The sequence below is a fragment of the Glutamicibacter halophytocola genome (assembly GCF_001302565.1).
Taxonomy (GTDB): domain Bacteria; phylum Actinomycetota; class Actinomycetes; order Actinomycetales; family Micrococcaceae; genus Glutamicibacter; species Glutamicibacter halophytocola.
Genome location: NZ_CP012750.1, coordinates 784,081 through 802,868, shown reverse-complemented (window position 1 = coordinate 802,868; position 18,788 = coordinate 784,081). Strand labels below are relative to the sequence as shown.

Annotated in this window: 15 protein-coding genes; 8 read left to right on the top strand and 7 right to left on the bottom strand. The window is 60.2% G+C overall.

What is annotated here, in order from left to right; all coding sequences use genetic code 11:
* The first annotated feature begins 31 nt into the window (after positions 1–31).
* On the top strand, positions 32–1,564 hold the full coding sequence (locus tag AOZ07_RS03790) for a deoxyguanosinetriphosphate triphosphohydrolase family protein (protein WP_060700782.1): 1,533 nt from the start codon (positions 32–34) through the stop codon (positions 1,562–1,564).
* Positions 1,565–2,943: 1,379 nt separating this feature from the next.
* Here the strand turns inward: AOZ07_RS03790 and AOZ07_RS18675 are convergent.
* Entirely contained in the window at positions 2,944–3,081 is a 138-nt protein-coding gene (locus tag AOZ07_RS18675; RefSeq protein WP_194943854.1) for an NADP-dependent isocitrate dehydrogenase, read from the bottom strand.
* Positions 3,082–3,237: 156 nt separating this feature from the next.
* Here AOZ07_RS18675 and AOZ07_RS03785 point away from each other — a divergent pair, with 156 nt between their 5' ends.
* On the top strand, positions 3,238–4,500 hold the full coding sequence (locus AOZ07_RS03785; protein WP_194943786.1) for a hypothetical protein: 1,263 nt from the start codon (positions 3,238–3,240) through the stop codon (positions 4,498–4,500).
* 273 nt (positions 4,501–4,773) lie between these two features.
* Here the strand turns inward: AOZ07_RS03785 and AOZ07_RS03780 are convergent, their stop codons facing one another.
* The 4 genes from AOZ07_RS03780 to AOZ07_RS03765 all read right to left on the bottom strand — a co-directional run bounded on the left by AOZ07_RS03780 (position 4,774) and on the right by AOZ07_RS03765 (position 8,628).
* On the bottom strand, positions 4,774–5,199 hold the full coding sequence (locus AOZ07_RS03780; protein ID WP_060700780.1) for a type II toxin-antitoxin system VapC family toxin: 426 nt from the start codon (positions 5,197–5,199) through the stop codon (positions 4,774–4,776).
* On the bottom strand, positions 5,196–5,429 hold the full coding sequence (locus AOZ07_RS03775) for a FitA-like ribbon-helix-helix domain-containing protein (RefSeq protein ID WP_060700779.1): 234 nt from the start codon (positions 5,427–5,429) through the stop codon (positions 5,196–5,198). The genes AOZ07_RS03780 and AOZ07_RS03775 overlap by 4 nt, the downstream gene beginning before the upstream one ends.
* Before the next feature lie 157 nt (positions 5,430–5,586).
* The gene (locus AOZ07_RS03770; protein ID WP_060700778.1) at positions 5,587–7,809 is read right to left on the bottom strand and encodes an NADP-dependent isocitrate dehydrogenase; all 2,223 of its coding nucleotides are present in this window, start codon (positions 7,807–7,809) and stop codon (positions 5,587–5,589) included.
* 219 nt (positions 7,810–8,028) lie between these two features.
* Positions 8,029–8,628, bottom strand: coding sequence for a TetR/AcrR family transcriptional regulator (locus AOZ07_RS03765; protein ID WP_194943785.1), 600 nt, complete (start codon positions 8,626–8,628; stop codon positions 8,029–8,031).
* A gap of 146 nt (positions 8,629–8,774) precedes the next feature.
* On the opposite strand from AOZ07_RS03765, the gene AOZ07_RS03760 reads away from it, so the two are divergent.
* Positions 8,775–10,241 (top strand): MDR family MFS transporter, encoded by a 1,467-nt coding sequence (locus AOZ07_RS03760; protein ID WP_060700776.1) that lies wholly within the window; start codon positions 8,775–8,777, stop codon positions 10,239–10,241.
* Between the two features lie 868 nt (positions 10,242–11,109).
* Here the strand turns inward: AOZ07_RS03760 and AOZ07_RS03755 are convergent.
* The gene (locus AOZ07_RS03755) at positions 11,110–11,661 is read right to left on the bottom strand and encodes a hypothetical protein (protein ID WP_194943784.1); all 552 of its coding nucleotides are present in this window, start codon (positions 11,659–11,661) and stop codon (positions 11,110–11,112) included.
* 286 nt (positions 11,662–11,947) lie between these two features.
* On the opposite strand from AOZ07_RS03755, the gene AOZ07_RS18670 reads away from it, so the two are divergent.
* The gene (locus tag AOZ07_RS18670; protein WP_194943783.1) at positions 11,948–12,175 is read left to right on the top strand and encodes a hypothetical protein; all 228 of its coding nucleotides are present in this window, start codon (positions 11,948–11,950) and stop codon (positions 12,173–12,175) included.
* 253 nt (positions 12,176–12,428) lie between these two features.
* Entirely contained in the window at positions 12,429–14,111 is a 1,683-nt protein-coding gene (locus tag AOZ07_RS03745; RefSeq protein ID WP_060700773.1) for a formate--tetrahydrofolate ligase, read from the top strand.
* Between the two features lie 191 nt (positions 14,112–14,302).
* Here AOZ07_RS03745 and AOZ07_RS03740 read toward each other — a convergent pair whose 3' ends face one another.
* Positions 14,303–14,500, bottom strand: a complete 198-nt coding sequence (locus tag AOZ07_RS03740; RefSeq protein WP_194943782.1) for a hypothetical protein — start codon at positions 14,498–14,500, stop codon at positions 14,303–14,305.
* Positions 14,501–14,653: 153 nt separating this feature from the next.
* Between AOZ07_RS03740 and AOZ07_RS03735 the strand changes: the two genes are divergently transcribed.
* The 3 genes from AOZ07_RS03735 to AOZ07_RS03725 are packed head-to-tail and all read left to right on the top strand — an operon-like array spanning position 14,654 to position 18,762.
* Positions 14,654–15,412 (top strand): LamB/YcsF family protein, encoded by a 759-nt coding sequence (locus AOZ07_RS03735; RefSeq protein WP_060700771.1) that lies wholly within the window; start codon positions 14,654–14,656, stop codon positions 15,410–15,412.
* Entirely contained in the window at positions 15,409–17,007 is a 1,599-nt protein-coding gene (locus tag AOZ07_RS03730) for a 5-oxoprolinase subunit B/C family protein (protein WP_060700770.1), read from the top strand. Before AOZ07_RS03735 ends, AOZ07_RS03730 begins: the two co-directional genes overlap by 4 nt.
* A gap of 15 nt (positions 17,008–17,022) precedes the next feature.
* Entirely contained in the window at positions 17,023–18,762 is a 1,740-nt protein-coding gene (locus AOZ07_RS03725) for an acetyl/propionyl/methylcrotonyl-CoA carboxylase subunit alpha (protein ID WP_060700769.1), read from the top strand.
* Positions 18,763–18,788 lie beyond the last annotated feature (26 nt).

Sequence of the window (18,788 nt, the reverse complement as noted above, 5' to 3'; positions counted from 1 at the left end):
AAGCAGTTGATCCCCTAGGCTGGTTTCTACCATGGAATACAGGGCCAAGACTCATCAAAGCGGCGGGCGGGATCGCGCCATTGCCGAGCCGAGCCTGAACGACGAGGACGAGTTCCGCGTCGATATCGAGCGCATCCGCTTCTCCCCCTATTTCTCCCGGCTGTCCTCGGTCACCCAGGTGATCCCCCAGGCAGGCTCCGGCACCCTGGTGCACAACCGGCTGACCCATTCGCTGAAGGTCTCGGCGGTGGCCCGCTCCATCGCCATCCGGCTGCGTAACGCTGATGAATCAACTAGAAGACTCGTCGATCATTTGGGTGGCTGCGACCCGGTAGTCGTGCAGGCCGCCGCGGCGGCCCACGACCTGGGGCACCCGCCCTTCGGCCATCTCGGCGAACTGGAGCTGGATCGCGTGGCCCGGGGAACGCTGAACTTGCCCGACGGCTTCGAGGGCAACGCCCAGACCTTCAGAATTCTCACGGCGCTGGACAGCTGCGATGCCACCGCCCGCGGCATGAACCTCACCCGTGCTGTGCGCGCCGCCGTCCTGAAGTACCCGTGGACCCGCAATGAATGGCGCGCGCTGGCCCCGCTGGCCCCGGAGATGCTGCCCCGCGGCGTGGGGACAGACCCAGCGGCAGGGGCATTGAAATATTCGGCCTACGATGTCGACGCCCACGAGATGGCAGACGTACTCTCAGTCTTCCCCAACATCGGCCAGCACCAGCAGACCCTCGAGAGCTCGGTGATGGACATCGCCGATGACATTGCCTATGCCGTGCACGATCTGGATGACTTCTATCGCGCCGGGGTGCTGCAGTACACCAGCGTCTCGGCGGAATTGCGCGCCTGGCTGGAGCATTCGTCGAGCCTGGGACAGCTGAAGCAGGCCGAGCTCGATGCCCGGCGCCCGGGGCACGCCTTGGAGCAGACCTGGCGGCGGGCACTGGCCAAGGATCCATGGATCGCCGATGCGCAGGCATTCCGGGAGTCCGTGGAGCGGGTGGGCCACGACCTGGTCGACGGGCTGCTGGCGGTCCCCTACGACGGCGGACTGGAAGCAGATCGCGCGGTCACCGCATTCACCCGCCGGTGGATCGAGCGGCTCCAGCAGTCGGTGACCGTCGAACAGACCCCCACCGTGCGCAGCGGCCACGTCCGGTTGGGAGATGAGGCCTGGCACGACGTGATCGTGCTGAAATTCGTCCACTCGCGCTTTGTGCTTGAGCGCCCGGATTTGGCCGTGTACCAGCGCGGGCAGACCAGGATCATCCGCTCGCTGGCCGAAGGGTTCCACAACTGGCTCAATGATCCCGATGATGCCGGGCGCGCCCCGCGCCGGCTGCTCGATTCGGTCGAAGCCGCCACCGAGGAGTACCGGAACCTGCGCGAGCTGTCCCCCGAGCTGTTCCGCCAGGCCGGACCGGATGAGGTGCAGCGCCTGGGCCAGTCCCGGGCCATCGTGGACTACATCGCCTCGTTCACCGATGCGCAGGCCGTCTCGCTCAATGCGCTGCTGACCGGCACCGCCGACAACCTGTGGGAGGCTGGGCGGGGGCTGTAAGTTGTACCTGTTCATTTAGTCAATACCGCAGTCCACGACTGAACGACGCAACTAAATCGGGGAGCAATTGCCCATAGACATAACTGCCGGATACTTCCAGTCCAATTGCGAAACCGACTGAAACGAAGGATTCTGTAAAGTCACTCTCACCCTGTCTGAGGTTTCGCAGAATTATTGCTAGAGAAGGTGACGGCAAAAGACCCCATAGAGTACGCAGATGCATGCGGGAGACCAATGCCCACAGGCTCCCTGTTCTATTCTTTTGCGCTAGGGCGATTCTTCAAGATCTGAACTACCTCGGCGGTTGCGCCGACCCAACTCCCAACCGCCGGGCTGATTCCATGCAGTAACCGCGTAGATGTTCTGAAGTATGATTTCGAGTCGGTATTCAACAGCGGTTCGTGATGAGCGATTCGGTTTCTCAATGCATGCGCGCGCTGAAGGTAGTACTGAACTACGTATACATTGGTCAGACCTGGGAAGGCGTTGGAAAGGGCCGTCGTCCAAAGTCTTCTGGCGGCCGCCTCTTTAGCTCGATCCTGCTGATTGAGTTTGGATAGCGGAGTATGGCGATGTTTCGGATTGGGGAGTAGATGCAGCCAAAAACCAAAGGTGGTGTGCGCAATTATGTCATCGTGAGTGACATGTGCAGCGAACCTTGGGTGGGCCGGGTCTCTTTCGTTACTCCCATCGATAGCTCGACGCAGTGACCCATCGTACGTTGACAGTATTTTGCCCGACCGTGTTCTTGTATTCACTAATTTGAATAGCAACGGTGCTGGATGTTTCAGCCATTCCTCGGAACTCCCACCATCTCGCCCACGAGCGTCATTGCAATTTGGCTGTCCGTTGGTTAGCGGCTGGGCAGCGTTCCAGACGCGAAGCTGCTGATCCAGCGCATGACGGAGGACAACTTCCACATGTCCCAGAACGCGTGAAAGTTCTGCGGCCAACTTCGAGTTCCACGTGTAGGTTGCTAATGCCAATTGTCGATCGTTCTGGCAACAATCCAAGTATGTTTGGAACCGCGCTCCGGCAAGAAAGCTGCCAAAGTCCGCTATTTGATTTGCTGGGGTCATCAAAGTAGGATATTAGACAGAAGCTGGACCGCCTAACTTGTAAAAGTTGGGATTGTGATCCGTGCATATATCATTGGGAAGTCCTCGTATCGCAACGCGGTATGGGGCTTCTTTTTGTTTATGATTGTTTATGATCTGAACCGGGCCTGCCCGTCATCATCGGTATTCTGACCGTCATCGCCATGCTGACCTCGTGCGGTGGTGAACGTCCCGTTACGTCACCCAACTTCGCCCGCAGAACGTTAAAACAGGCAAGCGCCACCCCAACGGGGCGGCGCCTGCCTGTTCAACTCGGGAGGACTACTTGGTCAGCAGTTCCAGAGCCTTGTTCAGGGTTGCGCTTGGGCGCATCACAGCTGAAGTCTTGGCTTCGTCTGGACGGTAGTAGCGAGCGATATCCACGGCCTGGCCCTGGACCTCGGCGAGCTCGGAAACAATCGTTTCCTAGTTCTCCTCCCGTGCCTTGGCGACTGCGGCGAACGCGGAAGCCGCTCAACGCCTAGTTGACCGGCTCCGCCGACAATTTATGGGAGACCGGGCGGGGGCTCTAGGCTGTTGGCCATTTTGTCCGTGGCGGATGGAAAAATCAGGCCCATGAATGGCAAAGTTCAATTTCATGGAAATCTCCGCTCGGCAAGGAAGCGACGAGCGCAGGACATGTGGGATCAGGAACCGGAGAAGGCGCTGCCCAATCAGCTGCGCGAATGGACCGGCACCCAGATGCTGGGCGTCATCTTTTGCATGGCGTTCGTGCTCCTTTCGTTCGTCATGGGGTCCCCCGTTCGACTGGAATCGGCCGTGAACACTCCGGCAATTATTCTCGACGCTGTGCAGGTCCGAAAAGACACTGTCCTTACCGCCTTGGCGGTCTTGGCAACATTGATAGTTGCGTTGGCGCTGAGCACGCGCTCATTGGCAGTCTCCACGCACGATGCGCGGGAAGAAACTCGCAGACGCGAACGTCTGCGCCTCTCCACCTGGATCTGCGGGAGCCTGTCAGTCATGTTCGGGCTGCTCTACCTAGCTGGGTTCCTGGCCATGAGCTCTTCCGTCCCCACAGACGCGACCGACGCTTTGATCATTGTGTGCCTTTCGCAGACTCTCGCCTACGTCGCATCAACCTTCCGCTTGTCAGTAAGCGAGCATCTTTCGGCGGTCCAAGGCCGGCTGCCGGAACTGCTGTCCAAGCACCTTCGTGCAACGGAGGTGTCATTTCGCCGATGGTACTTCACTCCACGTGATTCAGTTCGGGTGCCGAAGCTGGTGCTATCACTGGCGAGCGCGGTCCTGTTGCTGATCGGGTTTGTCATGGCTATGCTCACCACACCCCGAAACGTGTTGGACGCGGACCAAGCCCGCTATGTCGAGATCGTAGTTCTTCTCTGGGTCATGCTCTTGATGCTGCTGCTGATTGCCTGCGCCGTCGGCGTCCAGTGGCTGTTGCCGCAGAATCGTTCTCGGCTGGCCGCGGTAGTGATGCTCGTGCCGCTGGGGGCAAGCATTGCGTTCCTGGCGATCCTCACTGTCATGATGCTGGCGAGCGATGAATACGCAGGGACCGAAAAGACGTCGGCAATGATCATCGCGGTCCTTGCCGCCTCATCGCTCTGCAGCTGCCTGCTGGTGCTGCCGCTGGCATTGACTCGCTATCCCCGGTCGCCGAAGCTCAGATCGGCTTACGTCAGGCTTTGCTATCCCGCACACATTCTCCGCTATTCAGTATTGGCTAACGCACGGGCCATACGTCGGCAAGAAATCCGCAATGGGCAACGCCGCATGCAGGCTCTGGAGTCGCTCGCGCTTCCCGAACAGTGCAACGACCATCGAACCGCTAAGATTGGCGCAAACCCGCAGTAAATCATGGAAGACAGCCTGCAGTCTGAGTGCTGCTAGTCGGTGATCCGTGCCGCTCCCAGACTCCAGGTAAAACGCTATGATTGGCATCCGGCAGCCCGGTACCCGGACGCGACGCCGCGATGACCTGAACTTCAGAGCGTGATTAACCATATGGATGTTCGGGTTCCTGCCCTCCGCACTCACCCAGATGCCAGCTGTCCAAGAGCCGTCGGAGCTCGCTCAGATCCGCTTCGGTGAAATCGTCCTGAGCGATGACCTCGAGCACGGAACAGGTCACCCGCCAGCTATCCACGGATTAATCAGGTCAATGCCGGTGTGTTCGAAGTCCTTGGTGTTGCGCGTCGCGCACGTCGCGTCATGCGCCAGGCAAATCGCGGCAATCTGAGCATCGGCCGTGCTGATCGGCGCTCCGGCGCCCTCGCGGGCTGCCAGTACGACCGCGTAGCATTCCGCCGCCGCTTCATCGAACGGCAGGACCGATCGACTTCCCCGGTACTGTCCGAGCACCGATTCGATGCTCTTCGCCAGCGCTGTCTTTCGGCGGCCGTCCGGCAGCTTCCTCACCCCAGAGAGCAGCTCGGCGAGCGTCACCGATGTGATGGCAACGTCCCCCGTCAGCGACGCGAGCCACTCGACGACGTGAGTCTCCGGCGAGGGCCGGAAGATCTCTGAGAGGACATTCGTGTCGAGGACTATCACCCGAAGTCCACCGATCTTGCGATGTCATCACGCCCTGGAACTGGAAGTTCTTGGACACCGCCGGCCTCTTGAGCCGCAGCCAGCAAGGCCATGCCGATGTTCGGCCGCCTGGCTGCCTTGGTGAGGATGTCGCGGACTTCGGCTTCCATGGACCGGCCGTGTTCCTTCGCCTGCGCGGCGAGTTGCTGCTTCACCGCGTCGTCAAGACCGCGAACGATGATGGATGGCATCGATCACCACCTCCTCTGCTATCACTCATGATAGCGCGATCGACGCAGTCACACCAGAGGACGTCGGAGCATATGCGCAGTCCAACTTTGCCTGCTCCCGTTAGAAAAACAGGCGCCACCCCAACGGGGCGGCGCCTGCCTGTTCAACTCGGGAGGACTACTTGGTCAGCAGTTCCAGAGCCTTGTTCAGGGTTGCGCTTGGGCGCATAACAGCTGAAGTCTTGGCTTCGTCTGGACGGTAGTAGCCAGCGATATCCACGGCCTGGCCCTGGACCTCGGCGAGCTCGGAAACAATCGTTTCCTCGTTCTCGCCCAGTGCCTTGGCAACTGCCGCGAACGCCTCAGCCAACTGAGCATCCTTGTCCTGCTTGGCCAATTCCTCTGCCCAGAACTTTGCCAGGTAGAAGTGGCTGCCGCGGTTGTCCAACTCGCCCACCTTGCGCTTAGGCGACTTGTCTTCCAGCAGGAAGGTGCCGGTTGCGGCATCCAAGGTATCAGCCAGGACCTGGGCACGAGCGTTGTCGTTGTTCACTGCCAGGTGCTCGAAGGAAGCACCCAGGGCCATGAACTCGCCCAGCGAATCCCAGCGCAGGTGGTTTTCGTTCACCAGCTGCTGCACGTGCTTCGGAGCCGAACCACCGGCGCCGGTCTCGAACAGGCCGCCGCCAGCCAGCAGCGGAACGATCGAAAGCATCTTGGCCGAGGTGCCCAGTTCCAGGATCGGGAACAGGTCGGTCAGGTAGTCGCGCAGCACGTTGCCGGTCACCGAGATGGTGTCCTCGCCCTTGCGGATGCGATCGATGGAGTACTGGGTCGCCTCGACTGGGGACAGGATTTCGATGGTCAGGCCATCGGTGTCGTGTTCCTTCAGGTATTCGTTGACCTTGGTGATCAGCACGGCGTCGTGTGCGCGCTTCTCGTCCAGCCAGAAGACAGCAGGAGTCTGCGAAGCGCGAGCGCGGTTCACGGCCAGCTTGACCCAGTCGCGGATGGCAACGTCCTTGGTCTGGCAGGCACGCCAGATGTCGCCGGCGAAGACCTGGTGCTCGATGAGCACGGTGTCGTTCTCGTCGACGATCTGCACGTGGCCGTTGGCAGCCAATTCGAAGGTCTTGTCGTGGGAACCGTATTCCTCGGCCTTCTGGGCCATCAGGCCGACGTTTGGCACGGTGCCCATGGTGGTTGGGTCGTAGGCGCCGTTGGCACGGCAATCATCGATGACAACCTGGTAGATGCCTGCGTAGGAGGAATCCGGCAGAACGGCCAGGGTGTCTGCGGTATCGCCCTTGGCATCCCACATCTTGCCGCCCAGGCGGATCATTGCCGGCATGGAAGCGTCAACGATGACATCCGATGGGACGTGCAGGTTGGTGATGCCCTTGTCGGAATCGACCATGGCAACTGCCGGGCCTTCTTCCAGGCCCTTGGCGATCAGCTTCTCGACGCCGGCGCGAACCTCGTCGGAAAGTTCGTCCAGGCCGCCGAGGATGGCAGCAAGGCCGTTGTTGGCGTTCAGGCCAGCAGCAGCCAGCTCGTCGCCGTAGGTGTCGAACAGCTCGGAGAAGTAGGCCTTGACCACCTGGCCGAAGATGATTGGGTCGGAAACCTTCATCATGGTGGCCTTCAGGTGGGCCGAGAACAGCACGCCCTCTTCCTTGGCGCGGGCCACGGCGTTCTTCAGGAACTCGGACAGGGCCGCGACGTGCATGACGGTGCCGTCGATGACTTCGCCTTCAAGAACCTTGAATGGCTTCTTCAGGACCTTGACTTCGCCGTCTTCGCCGACGAAGCGGATCGAGATGCTCTTGTCCGCATCGATGACGACGGACTTCTCGTTCGAAGCGAAGTCGTCAGCGCCCATGGTGGCGACGTTGGTCTTCGAATCCGCGGACCATGCGCCCATGGAGTGCGGGTACTTGCGGGCGTAGTTCTTGACGCTCAATGGTGCGCGGCGGTCCGAGTTGCCCTCGCGCAGCACCGGGTTCACGGCGGAGCCCTTGATCTTGTCGTAGCGTGCGCGGACGTCGGTCTCTTCATCCGAAGATGGGTTGTCCGGGTAGTCAGGCAGTGCGTAGCCGGCAGCCTGCAGTTCGGCGATAGCGGCCTTGAGCTGCGGGATGGATGCCGAGATGTTTGGCAGCTTGATGATGTTCGCTTCTGGGGACTTGGCCAGATCGCCAAGTTCGGCCAGGGCATCGGAAATGCGCTGCTCTTCGGTGACATAGTCAGGGAAGGTAGCGATGATGCGGCCTGCGAGCGAGATGTCGCGGGTCTCGAGCTCCACGCCTGCGGTCGACGCGAAGGCCTCCACGATTGGCAGGAACGAGTGAGTCGCCAGCATTGGCGCTTCGTCGGTGTGGGTGTAAATAATCTTGGCCATAGGTGTGGCGTCTCCCTGAACGTCGTGCGGAAGCGGGGTTAACCGCCCTGAACTCAACGTTCCAAATCTACCCGATTTTGCCCTGCACCACACTTTCACGGCATGCGAATAGTTCTTGGGAACCCCAATTTTTCCCCGAAATGCCGGGATGAATAGCGTGGGAGCAGTTTGTCACATTTAAGTTAATCTGCCATAACTCAATCTCGTTTTACATGCTGCTCAGGGTCCCGGGGTGCCGATAGCGGAAATCTGCAGCATTTCATGAACCGACTGCTCGAAGAATTCCGAAGGCGCTGCAGCACTGCCAGCCCTTTCGGCCTGGGTGAAGCACTGCCAGGCAACGCGCCAGGTTGATGCGACCATCTCGGCGATCAGCAGGGACTGCATTTGCGTCACCAGCCGCCGGTCGGACAGCGATCGGCTCAGCTCGATTACCAGTTCCTGCTCCCTGCTGGTGGCGATCAGCAGGAGCTTGGGATCCGAGATCATCAGGCGGGTGACACGGCGGAACTCGTGCTGCTCGATTTCCGCGGAAAAATGGTCCCGGCACACCTGGAGAAGGGATTGGAAAATTTCCGCCGGCGTTGCCCCCGGGGCAGGGGCAAAGCCCATCAGCGCGACAACCAGCTCGCCCTGCCCGGGGACGATGGCCGATTCCTTGGAATCGAAATAGCGGAAGAACGTGCGATCCGAGATGCCAACGCGCTGCGCAATTCGCGCCACGGTCGTGGCCTCCAGCCCGAGCTCTTCAACAAGATCCAACGCTGCCGCTTGAATCTTGCGCGAGGTCTCTGCCTTGCGCTGATCCCGTATCCCCATGCAGTCCTCCATAGCTGTAGCTTCCAGCGATCGTCTCATAAGCGGGAAGGAAAGTAGTTTCCTGTCACACTCTGACAGTTTTCCTTACGAAATTGTGTCACTCTATGACACTATTTGACAGTTGAGAACTCCAAGAAAGAGGAAAAGTGACGTCAGAACCCACAAAAACAGAGGTCCACGCTTCGCCACCACCTGCGCCTCAAGCGGCGCTCAGCACCAAGCAGCTCACCGGAATCATTGCGGCGCTCGCCTTGGCAGCCTTCATGATGATCCTGAACGAAACAGTGCTGACCGTGGCACTGCCGGGAATCATGGCCGATATGAGCATCACCGCGGCCACCGGGCAGTGGCTCACCACCGGCTTCTTGCTGACCATGTCGGTCGTCATTCCCACCACCGGCTTCCTGCTGCAGCGGTTCAACCATCGCCCGCTCTTCATGTTCGCCATCATCAGCTTCCTGGTGGGCACGGTCATAGCCGTCATCGCTCCGAGCTTTGCCTTTTTGCTCGTAGCGCGCATCATCCAGGCGCTTGGCACGGCCATCATCCTGCCCTTGCTCATGACCACTACGCTCTCGCTGGTTCCGATCCACAAGCGCGGCACCATCATGGGCCTGAATTCCATCGTCATTGGCGTGGGTCCCGCGATCGGTCCAACCGTCTCGGGTGCTGTGGTGCATGCCTTGGGATGGCACTATATCTTTGCGATGATGCTCCCCATTGCAGCGGTAGTCCTGATCTTGGGCATCATTTTCTTCAAGGTTCCCTCCAGTGCCCGCAACATCCGAGTAGATGGCGCTTCGGTTGCACTCTCCGCGCTGGCTTTTGGTTTCCTGGTGTACGGAATTTCCAGCATCGAGCATGCCTCCACCAACCCGGCACTGACAATTCTCAGCTTCGCCATTGGCCTGGTATCGCTGGCGATTTTCATCAAGCGCCAGCTGTCGCTGACCAGCACGGGACGCGAGCTGCTCAACCTCTCCGCGTTCAGCTCGCGTGGATTCACCTTCTCGATCGTCATGATCATGATCGCCTTTGGCACCCTGCTCGGCTCGTTGATGATCGTTCCGCTGCTGCTGGAATCGGGCAAGGGCATTGACTCGCTAAAGATCGGCATGATGCTGCTCCCCGGCGGTGTTGCCCAGGCGATCGTCTCTCCAATTTTCGGGCGCATCTATGACAAGCGCGGCCCACGCCCAGTTTTGATCCCGGGCGCCATCATGCTCGCTGCTGGCCAGTGGCTGTACACGCTGATCAACGCCGAGACCGAATTGTGGATGTTCATGATCACCCACATCGTCTTCTCCATCGGCTTGGCATTGCTGATGACCGGGTTGATGTCCTCGGCCATGGCTTCGCTGGATCCACGGCTCTTCGGCCACGGTTCGGCCATCTTCAACACCGGACAGCAATTAGGCGGAGCCATCGGCACCACCATTTTCGTCACGGTGATGTCTGTGATCTCGAAAGCGAAAGTCGATGCTGGCACCGGGGCTGCCGAGGCCCTGTTCTCGGGTGCCCATGTGGCGTTCATGATCGGCGCAGTGCTGGCAACAATCGGGATCTTCTTCGCTTGGTCAATCACGGGCGAAAAGTCCCAGGCAAATCACTAATGCACTGCCCGTGGGTCGATTCGCGTAGAGGTTCGGAGCAGCACGAGCGCTGACGCCCGGGCCAGCGGCAGATGGCCAAGATAAATACGGTGTTCAGCCCGAGTGGAAGAATTCCTGCCGGAATTCCTCCACTCGGGCTTTGCTGGTTTCATGACCGGTTCCCGGCCTGACGCATTGGAAGAAAATGGGCAAACGACAGGAATGACGAAATGTCTAGAAACAGACAGCCCTCCGACCCCGGCCGCCACTGCCCGGCGTGCTCCAATCAAGCGCTAGCCAGAGAGTTCAATACAGCCTGAGCGAACCAGTTATTGAAGGCAACTAACGGTAGAACCGGGTCGTGCGCTCGTAAGCATTCACTCGTAGGAGACTGCAAAAACGCAGGACGAAACCTACGCCACCGAAAAAGAACACAGCCTAGGAGCATGACTGCACGCACAATATCAGCGAAGGGCTGAAAATCGACTCGAGTCAAGGAAATTAGAAGCGTTAGAAATTGTGATTATTAAGCCGCAAAGCCGTAGCCAAAGCTGGAAGTAGACTGTTTTCATGATCGTGATTTTTAAAATCAGGTAATCGTTGCGGTTCCTGCAGTCGACTTCGATAATCTCGGTTCTCACAACTCTTCTTGGTCATTGCGATGGTCTTTAACTGCGGTCAAAGCTGCAGTTACGAGTGCAAATGCAAACGCTATCCAGAGATTCCCCAGCACTTCAAGGAAATGGCGGTTGGCCAACGCGCAATAAACACCAGTCAACGCCGAAAGGCCAAGGATAGATATCGTAAGATACAAAACGACTCGACGAACTACGAGTTTGCGGGCCCATCTCATATTAGGCAACTCCTGACTGAATCTGCAGCTCCCACGCTATCCCGGGTATGGAGCATTGCGAATCGGAGCGAGTTGCGCTGCTGTCAGACCAACAGCAGCCAATGCTGCGGCAATTTTCTTTCTATACTTCCAAACCAAACGCGCTACACGGACCAAAATCCAAGACGTCGCAGGAATTCCAACACAGCCAACAATCACTTCCGTGACCTGCATGATTACTTGGTTCTTAGTGACGCCTTTTCGGAAAACCCAGAGTGCGGTTAACGCGCAACTTACAATAGCAGCTGGGCCAGGGAGCGGTAACCCTGCGGGTTGCATTACACCCAGATCATTCAATCGCTTCTGACGCTTAGCCATCTGGGCAATCTCAATGTCCGAGACTGAACCGAATTCTTCAAACGCTCGCTCGAAATCTTCGATATCCTGCAAGCCTTTGCTATCAGGATCACAGGTATTGCAATCGTTTAGTGACGTTAATCTGTCTCCCGCATGCTCACTGCTCCCTAGTTTGGCTGCTTGTGGAGCTAGTAACCCTAGTAGAACCACTGGGGCAAGGTTGAATACTACATTCCGCCGATCTAACGACATCGCATCCAGTCTTTCTATTTTTTAGTGATTAATTCTGTCTGTAAACAGAAACTACCAGTAAAATTGAGATATTCCAATCGATTTTTGGAATATCTACATACCGTAGTAATGAGGTGCGGCTCGTTGGGACGCCATGGTGCTTCTGAGAAACTTCACGAACCTCAAGCAGCATATCCAGGCTAGCGAGATCCTACTCTTTGTGGCGCTCGCTCCCTGCGAAGTCTTTAAGAACGGGAGCTTCTTCAGGGTTGGCAATAATCCTCCCCTAGCGCAGGGCAGGACTCGAATGGCTTCTGAATTGAAATGTCGCCAGCAGTTCAGCGAACTTTTATCACCGGGACCGCGCCCTGAAGCTGGCCTCGATGGGGCGCTTATGCGGCCGTTTGAGATTGCGGTTCTGCCGATTTTATACGCGTATATCACTTTGCAGCTCGAAAGTCTGACTCGTGCTAATGGCAATCGGACGATGCGGTTGCACTACCCGCTCGATGGCAACGCGGTTTCTTCCAGCTGAATCCGACAACGCAAGATTTACACATGAGTTTTTGAAACGGCGGGGCCGACATAGGTGATTGCTCATAAGTTGGTCTGGGGATCGCACCACTTACGCCCCTGCCCGTTCCCGGAGAAGTTCCGATCCACGTTCTGCCCGGCGCAGCCTTCTCGTCTCGCCTACAAGGTGGTAGCTTGAAGGCCATTCAGGGAAGTCCAGAAGCCTCGGTCTTCCTCATCCCCGGATCTCCGGGCCTCCAGATAGGGGACGTAGCATGACAGCAATGCCGGACTCCGACATGAGCGATCTTGCGATTGCCTCGCGGGCAGTGCTCGCATCGATCTCCCGGATCGCCGAAGCCGCCGGAATCCCGGACGCTGCACTGGAACCCTATGGCAAGTACAAGGCAAAGATTGATCCGGCCCTGCTGCCCACTGGAACCCGGCGCGGAAAAGTAGTCCTGGTCAGCGGCATGTCTCCGACACCGGCAGGTGAAGGGAAGTCCACCATGGTGGTGGGGCTGGCCGACGCACTGGCGGCCACCGGGGCCAAGACCATGATCGCGCTGCGCGAGCCCTCGGTCGGCCCGAGTTTCGGGATGAAGGGCGGAGCCACCGGCGGCGGCCAATCCCAGGTACTGCCCATGGACGAGATTAATCTGCATTTCACCGGGGATTTCCACGCCATCACCAGCGCGAACAATCTGCTCATGGCAATGCTCGACAACCACCTGCAACAGGGCAACGCCTTGGGCATCGACCCGCGGTCCGTCACCTTCAAACGGGTGCTGGACATGAACGACCGGGCGCTGCGCCACGTGGTGATAGGCCTGGGCGGTACCGCCAACGGAGTGCCGCGCGAAACAGGCTTTGAAATCACTGCCGCCTCCGAGGTCATGGCAGTGTTCTGCCTGGCCACCGGGCTCGCGGATCTGCGTGCCCGGCTGGGCAGGATCACCGTCGGATACACCTATGCCAAGGCTCCGGTCACCGCCGATGATCTGGGTGCGGCAGGTGCGATGGCGCTGCTGCTCAAGGAAGCCATCAAGCCCAACCTGGTGCAGAGCATCGGCGGCACGCCAGCGCTCATCCACGGCGGGCCCTTTGCCAACATCGCCCACGGCTGCAACTCGGCCATCGCCACCAACACCGCCCGTGCACTGGCCGATGTGGTGGTGACCGAGGCCGGTTTCGGCACCGATCTGGGCGCCGAGAAATTCATGGACATCAAGGCCCGCTACGCCGGGTGCCCGCCGGACACGGTGGTCATTGTCGCCACCGTCCGGGCACTGAAGATGCATGGTTCGGTGCCCAGGGAAGAACTGGGGACCGAAAACGTCAAGGCCGTGCAGGCCGGGTTGTCTAACCTGGAACGCCACGCCTCGATCATCGCCAAGTTCGGTGTCCAGCCGGTGATCGGCATCAACCGCTTCACCACGGATACCGACGCCGAGCTGGAAGCAGTCACCAGCTGGGCAGCGCAGCAGGGCATCGCCTGCGCCATCGCCGATGTCTGGGGCCATGGCGGGACCGGGGCCACCGAGCTGGCCGCCGCGGTGCTGCGCGCCATCGAGGAACCGGGAAATTTCGCCCCGCTGTACGAGCTGGAGCAACCGGTCGAGGAGAAGATCCTGGCCCTGGTGCGCGAAATCTACGGGGGCGAAGGCGTCGAGTACTCCCCCAAGGCCCGGCGGATGCTCCAGCAGATCAATGACAATGGGTGGTCCCACCTGCCGGTCTGCATCGCAAAAACCCAGTATTCCTTCTCCGACGACCCGCAGCTGCTCGGCGCCGCCAGCGGCTTCACCGTGCAGGTCCGCGAGCTGATTCCCAAGACCGGTGCCGGTTTCATCGTGGCCATCACCGGGGCACTGACGACGATGCCGGGCCTGCCTAAGGTGCCGGCCGCCGTGCACATGGATGTCGACGAGCAGGGCAACGCTATCGGATTGTCCTAGCGTCCGGACTCGCCGCGGATGCTGCCTGCGCGAGGTTCTGCGGCGGGCGAACGTGGTAGTTCTCTGACCGCGTCAGGCCCCGGGGGTCCCGGGCTAGGCTTTGTGGAGCAGCACCCTTCAGCTGGCATCATGACAAGGCACGGAAGAAGGGAAGCAACCAGGGAATCGCAAATCACGACGAAACCACAGGACTACGCCAGACCCCGGATCCAGAGGGCAAGAATACTGCTGCCCCTGATCCGGACGACACCCAGGGCGCGCCCATCCCGTTCGGCCTTGAAGATACCGACGGCGAAGAAGAGGACGAAGGCTAAGCGGCGCGCGTCCCAGCCCGAGCCCTGCCCAGTGCCGGGAATTTCATACGGAATCCCCGGCACCGGGTTTTCCATGTCATTCGCAATGGTCCTGCTCAGCACCCAATTCGGAGCACTTTCATCTGCCCTTCGAAGCGTCGATCTCCAAACAAGACGTCTAGATTGTTGAACAATTATCGAAAGTAGGGCATTCTTTTACCAAGACATGTTCACGAGACGGGGATCACAATGCCATTCATAGACCTGAATTCCGACGTAGGCGAATCTTTCGGCAATTGGAAAATGGGTGATGACGCCGCCATCTTCACCTCCGTCTCCTCTGCAAATATCGCTTGCGGTTTCCACGCCGGAGACCCGAGCACCATCGCGCAAACCTGCCGCGATGCTGTCAGCGCGAACGTCACCATCGGCGCGCACGTAGGGTACCGGGATCTGGCCGGCTTCGGCCGCCGCTTCCTGGATTGCTCGGCTACCGAGCTGGCTGACGATGTCCTGTACCAGCTCGGAGCATTGCAGGCTTTGGCTCGCAGCGCCGGTGCAGAAATCAAGTACGTCAAGCCCCACGGCGCCCTCTACAACACCATCGTGCATCACGAGGCACATGCACAAGCGGTCATTGATGCGATCAAGGCCTTCGGCACGGACCTTCCTGTTTTGCTTTTGCCTGGCTCGCTCGCCCTGCAAAAGGCCGAAGCCGCTGGGCTGCGTGGTGTTGCCGAAGCTTTTGCCGACCGCAATTACAACCCCGATGGAACATTGGTATCCCGCCGCGAAGCCAACGCGGTTCTGCATGACGCCGAAGTGGTCGCCGCCAACATGATCCGCTTGGCCACCGAAGGCACCATTGTCGCGGTGGATGGCAGCACCATCACCATGCCGGCCGAAAGCATCTGCCTTCATGGCGATACCGCCGGAGCAGTTGCCATGGCTCGTGCTGTGCGCAGCGGCTTGGAAAGCGCCGGCGTGCAGATCCGGAGCTTCGCGTGAGCATCCGCGCCATCCACCGGGCAGGCTCGCAAGACCTGCTCATCGATCTCGACTCGCTTGACGCAGTCTTGGCGCTAAATGCCGCTTTGGAAGCTTCTCCCCTGCCCGGACAGCGCGATCTGTTGGCTGCCGCTCAGACGGTGCTGCTGAAGTTCGATTCGAGGCACAGCGCCGAACGCGCCATGGAAGCCCTGCCAGGACTTGCAGTGGCCTGTGCAGTTCGCACCGCGGGCAAACTCGTTGAAGTTCCGGTGCATTACGACGGCGAAGATCTTGCCGCGGTCGCCGAACTGACCGGGCTGAGTGTCGAAGCAGTGGTCAATGCCCACACAAGCCAGACATGGCGCGCGGTATTCGGCGGATTTGCTCCCGGCTTTGCCTACCTGCTCGGTGAAAACCAGGAATTGAATGTCCCGCGCCGGGACACACCGCGAACCAAGGTTCCGGCCGGAGCTGTGGCCCTGGCAGGCGAGTACTCGGCTGTTTATCCCCGCCAATCCCCCGGCGGCTGGCAGCTGATCGGACATACCGACCTGCACATGTGGGACCTGCAGCGCGAAAATCCTGCATTGATCCGGCCGCAGGATACCGTGCAGTTCGTCCCGGCTACCCAGAGGCTGTCTCTGAACCAGCCAGCGGAGGCATTGGACGAGCCCTCCGGGCAGGCACACAGCGGCGGCCTGAAGATCATCGATGCCGGCCTGCAATCCCTGCTCCAGGACGCCGGGCGCATCGGCTACGGAAACCTCGGAGTTGGCGTGGCCGGAGCCGCTGACCCCACCGCATTCCGCCAGGCCAACCGGCTCGTGGGCAACCGCATGGACCAGGCGGTCATCGAGAATCTGGGCAGCCGCATCACCGTCGAGGCCTGCGGGGACCAAGTCCTGGCGCATGCCGGGGCACAGGCGCAGCTGTGGATCACTCCGGCGGAAGATGACCAGGTGCGCACCACCCGGCAGGTAGCCAGCAACGCTCCCTTTGCGCTGCTGCACGGCGAGCGCTTGAGCGTGGAGCCCGGCGGCCAAGGCTTGCGCAGCTACCTTGCGGTGCGTGGCGACATCACCCTCAAGCCGGTGCTCGGTTCGCTGTCTACCGATACGCTGTCCGGAGTCGGTCCCGATCCGCTGGTTTCCGGAACCGTCATTCCGGTCCAACAGCCATCCGTCGGGCACATTGTCGGCAATCCCCAGCCGAGCACACTGCCGGTTCCCGATGACCGGGGCGTATATCAGCTCAGGGTTCTGCCCGGTCCGCGCACCGAGTGGTTTGGCCCCTGCGGGTTGAAGCAGCTGGCAAAACAGCTCTGGGACGTCACCAGCGAATCGAACCGGGTAGGCATCAGGTTGTCTACCGGGGACCAGCCGTTGCAACGCGTCCTAACCGGCGAACTGGCCAGCGAAGGCGTCGCCCGAGGCTCCTTGCAGGTTCCGCCCTCCGGCCTTCCCGTGCTCTTCCTCGCTGATCATCCGGTCACCGGCGGCTACCCGGTGATCGCCACGGTCATCTCCGAGGATCTCAGCGCCGCGGCCCAGCTTCCCCCGGGAAGCAAGATCCAATTCGTCCTCCAGCCCCCAGCCGCTTTGACGGCCAAATAACTTCCAAGGATTGTCATGAAAAAGGTTCTCATCGCCAACCGCGGCGAAATCGCAGTCCGCATTGCCCGGGCGGCCACTGACGCAAATGTCGCCTCGGTAGCTATCTACTCCGATCCGGACGCCGACGCGTTGCATATGCGGCGTGCCGACGAGGCCTACCCGCTGCACGGTTCCACCGGGGCGGACACCTACTTGAACATCGAGAAGATCATCGCGATCGCGAAGCGCTCCGGAGCCGACGCGGTTCACCCGGGCTACGGCTTCCTCTCGGAAAACGCCAGCTTTGCCCAGGCGGTCATTGACGCCGGGATGAAGTGGATCGGCCCCTCGCCCCAGGCCATTGAGGACCTGGGCAACAAGGTCACTGCACGGCAGATTGCCGTTCGCGCCGGCGCACCATTGGCTCCTGGCACCGATGGCCCTGCCGAAAATGCCGAAGAGGTTCGTGCCTTCGCCGAGGAATACGGTGTTCCTGTGGCCATCAAGGCCGCGTTTGGCGGTGGCGGCCGTGGCATCAAGATCGCGTATACGCTCGATGAGATCACCGAGGCCTTCGAGTCGGCCACCCGCGAGGCCACGGTAGCCTTTGGCCGGGGCGAATGCTTTGTGGAGCGCTTCCTCTCCAAGCCACGGCATGTCGAGGCCCAGGTCCTGGCTGATGCGCACGGCAATGTTGTCGTCGTTGGCACCCGGGATTGCTCGCTTCAGCGCCGCCACCAGAAGCTGGTGGAGGAAGCGCCAGCCCCGTTCCTCAGCGACGAGCAGCGAACCCGCATCCACGAATCCGCCAAGGCGATCTGCAAGGAAGCTGGCTACGTCGGCGCCGGCACCGTCGAATATCTGGTGGCCCAAGACGGCCTGATTTCCTTCTTGGAGGTCAATACCCGATTGCAGGTGGAACACCCGATCACCGAGGAAACGGCCGGCGTGGATCTGGTGGCGGAGCAGTTCCGCATCGCTGATGGCCTGCCGCTGTCCCTGGCCGAAGACCCAACGCCCCAGGGCCATGCCTTTGAATTCCGCATTAATGCCGAAGACCCTGCCCGCGGATTCCTCCCTGCCCCGGGGACGGTAGAGCGCTTCGAGGCCCCAACCGGCGCCGGGGTGCGTATCGATTCCGGTGTTCGCAGCGGTTCTGTCATTCCGCCGTTCTACGACTCGATGATTGCCAAGCTGATTGTCCACGGCGCCGACCGCAACCAGGCCCTGCGCCGGGCACGCTTGGCGCTGGATGAGATCACCATTGCCGGCGTGCCCACAGTCCTGCCTTTCCACCGCGCGGTCATTGACCATCTGGATTTCGCTGGAGAGCAGCTGAAGGTCTACACCACCTGGATTGAGGATGAATTCCTCAATGAAGTCGAGGCCAGCGACCAGATGGATCTCGACCAGCTGGATACCAGCCGGGAAACGATCACCATCGAGCTGGATGGCAAGGCTGTGCAGCTTGGACTGCCCATGGCTCTCACCAACGCGTTGCGCAACCCGTCGGGGGCTGGCGCCATGAATTCGGCGCAGGCTCAGCAGGCTTCCGAGCACGATGCGGCCGCGGTGCTCAGCCCGATGGATGGCAACCTCGTCCGGTTCGCTGTCGAAGATGGCCAGGCCGTTTCCAAGGGACAAACGGTGGCCGTGGTTGAAGCAATGAAGATGGAGTCTGCCGTAGCGGCTCATCGCGAAGGCGTTTTCACTGCGGCGGACCTTGAGATCGGGGCTGCGGTACGGCGTTCCGACGCGTTGGGCAGCATCCGGTAACCGAGTTGGCGCTTGTTCCTTTTCCA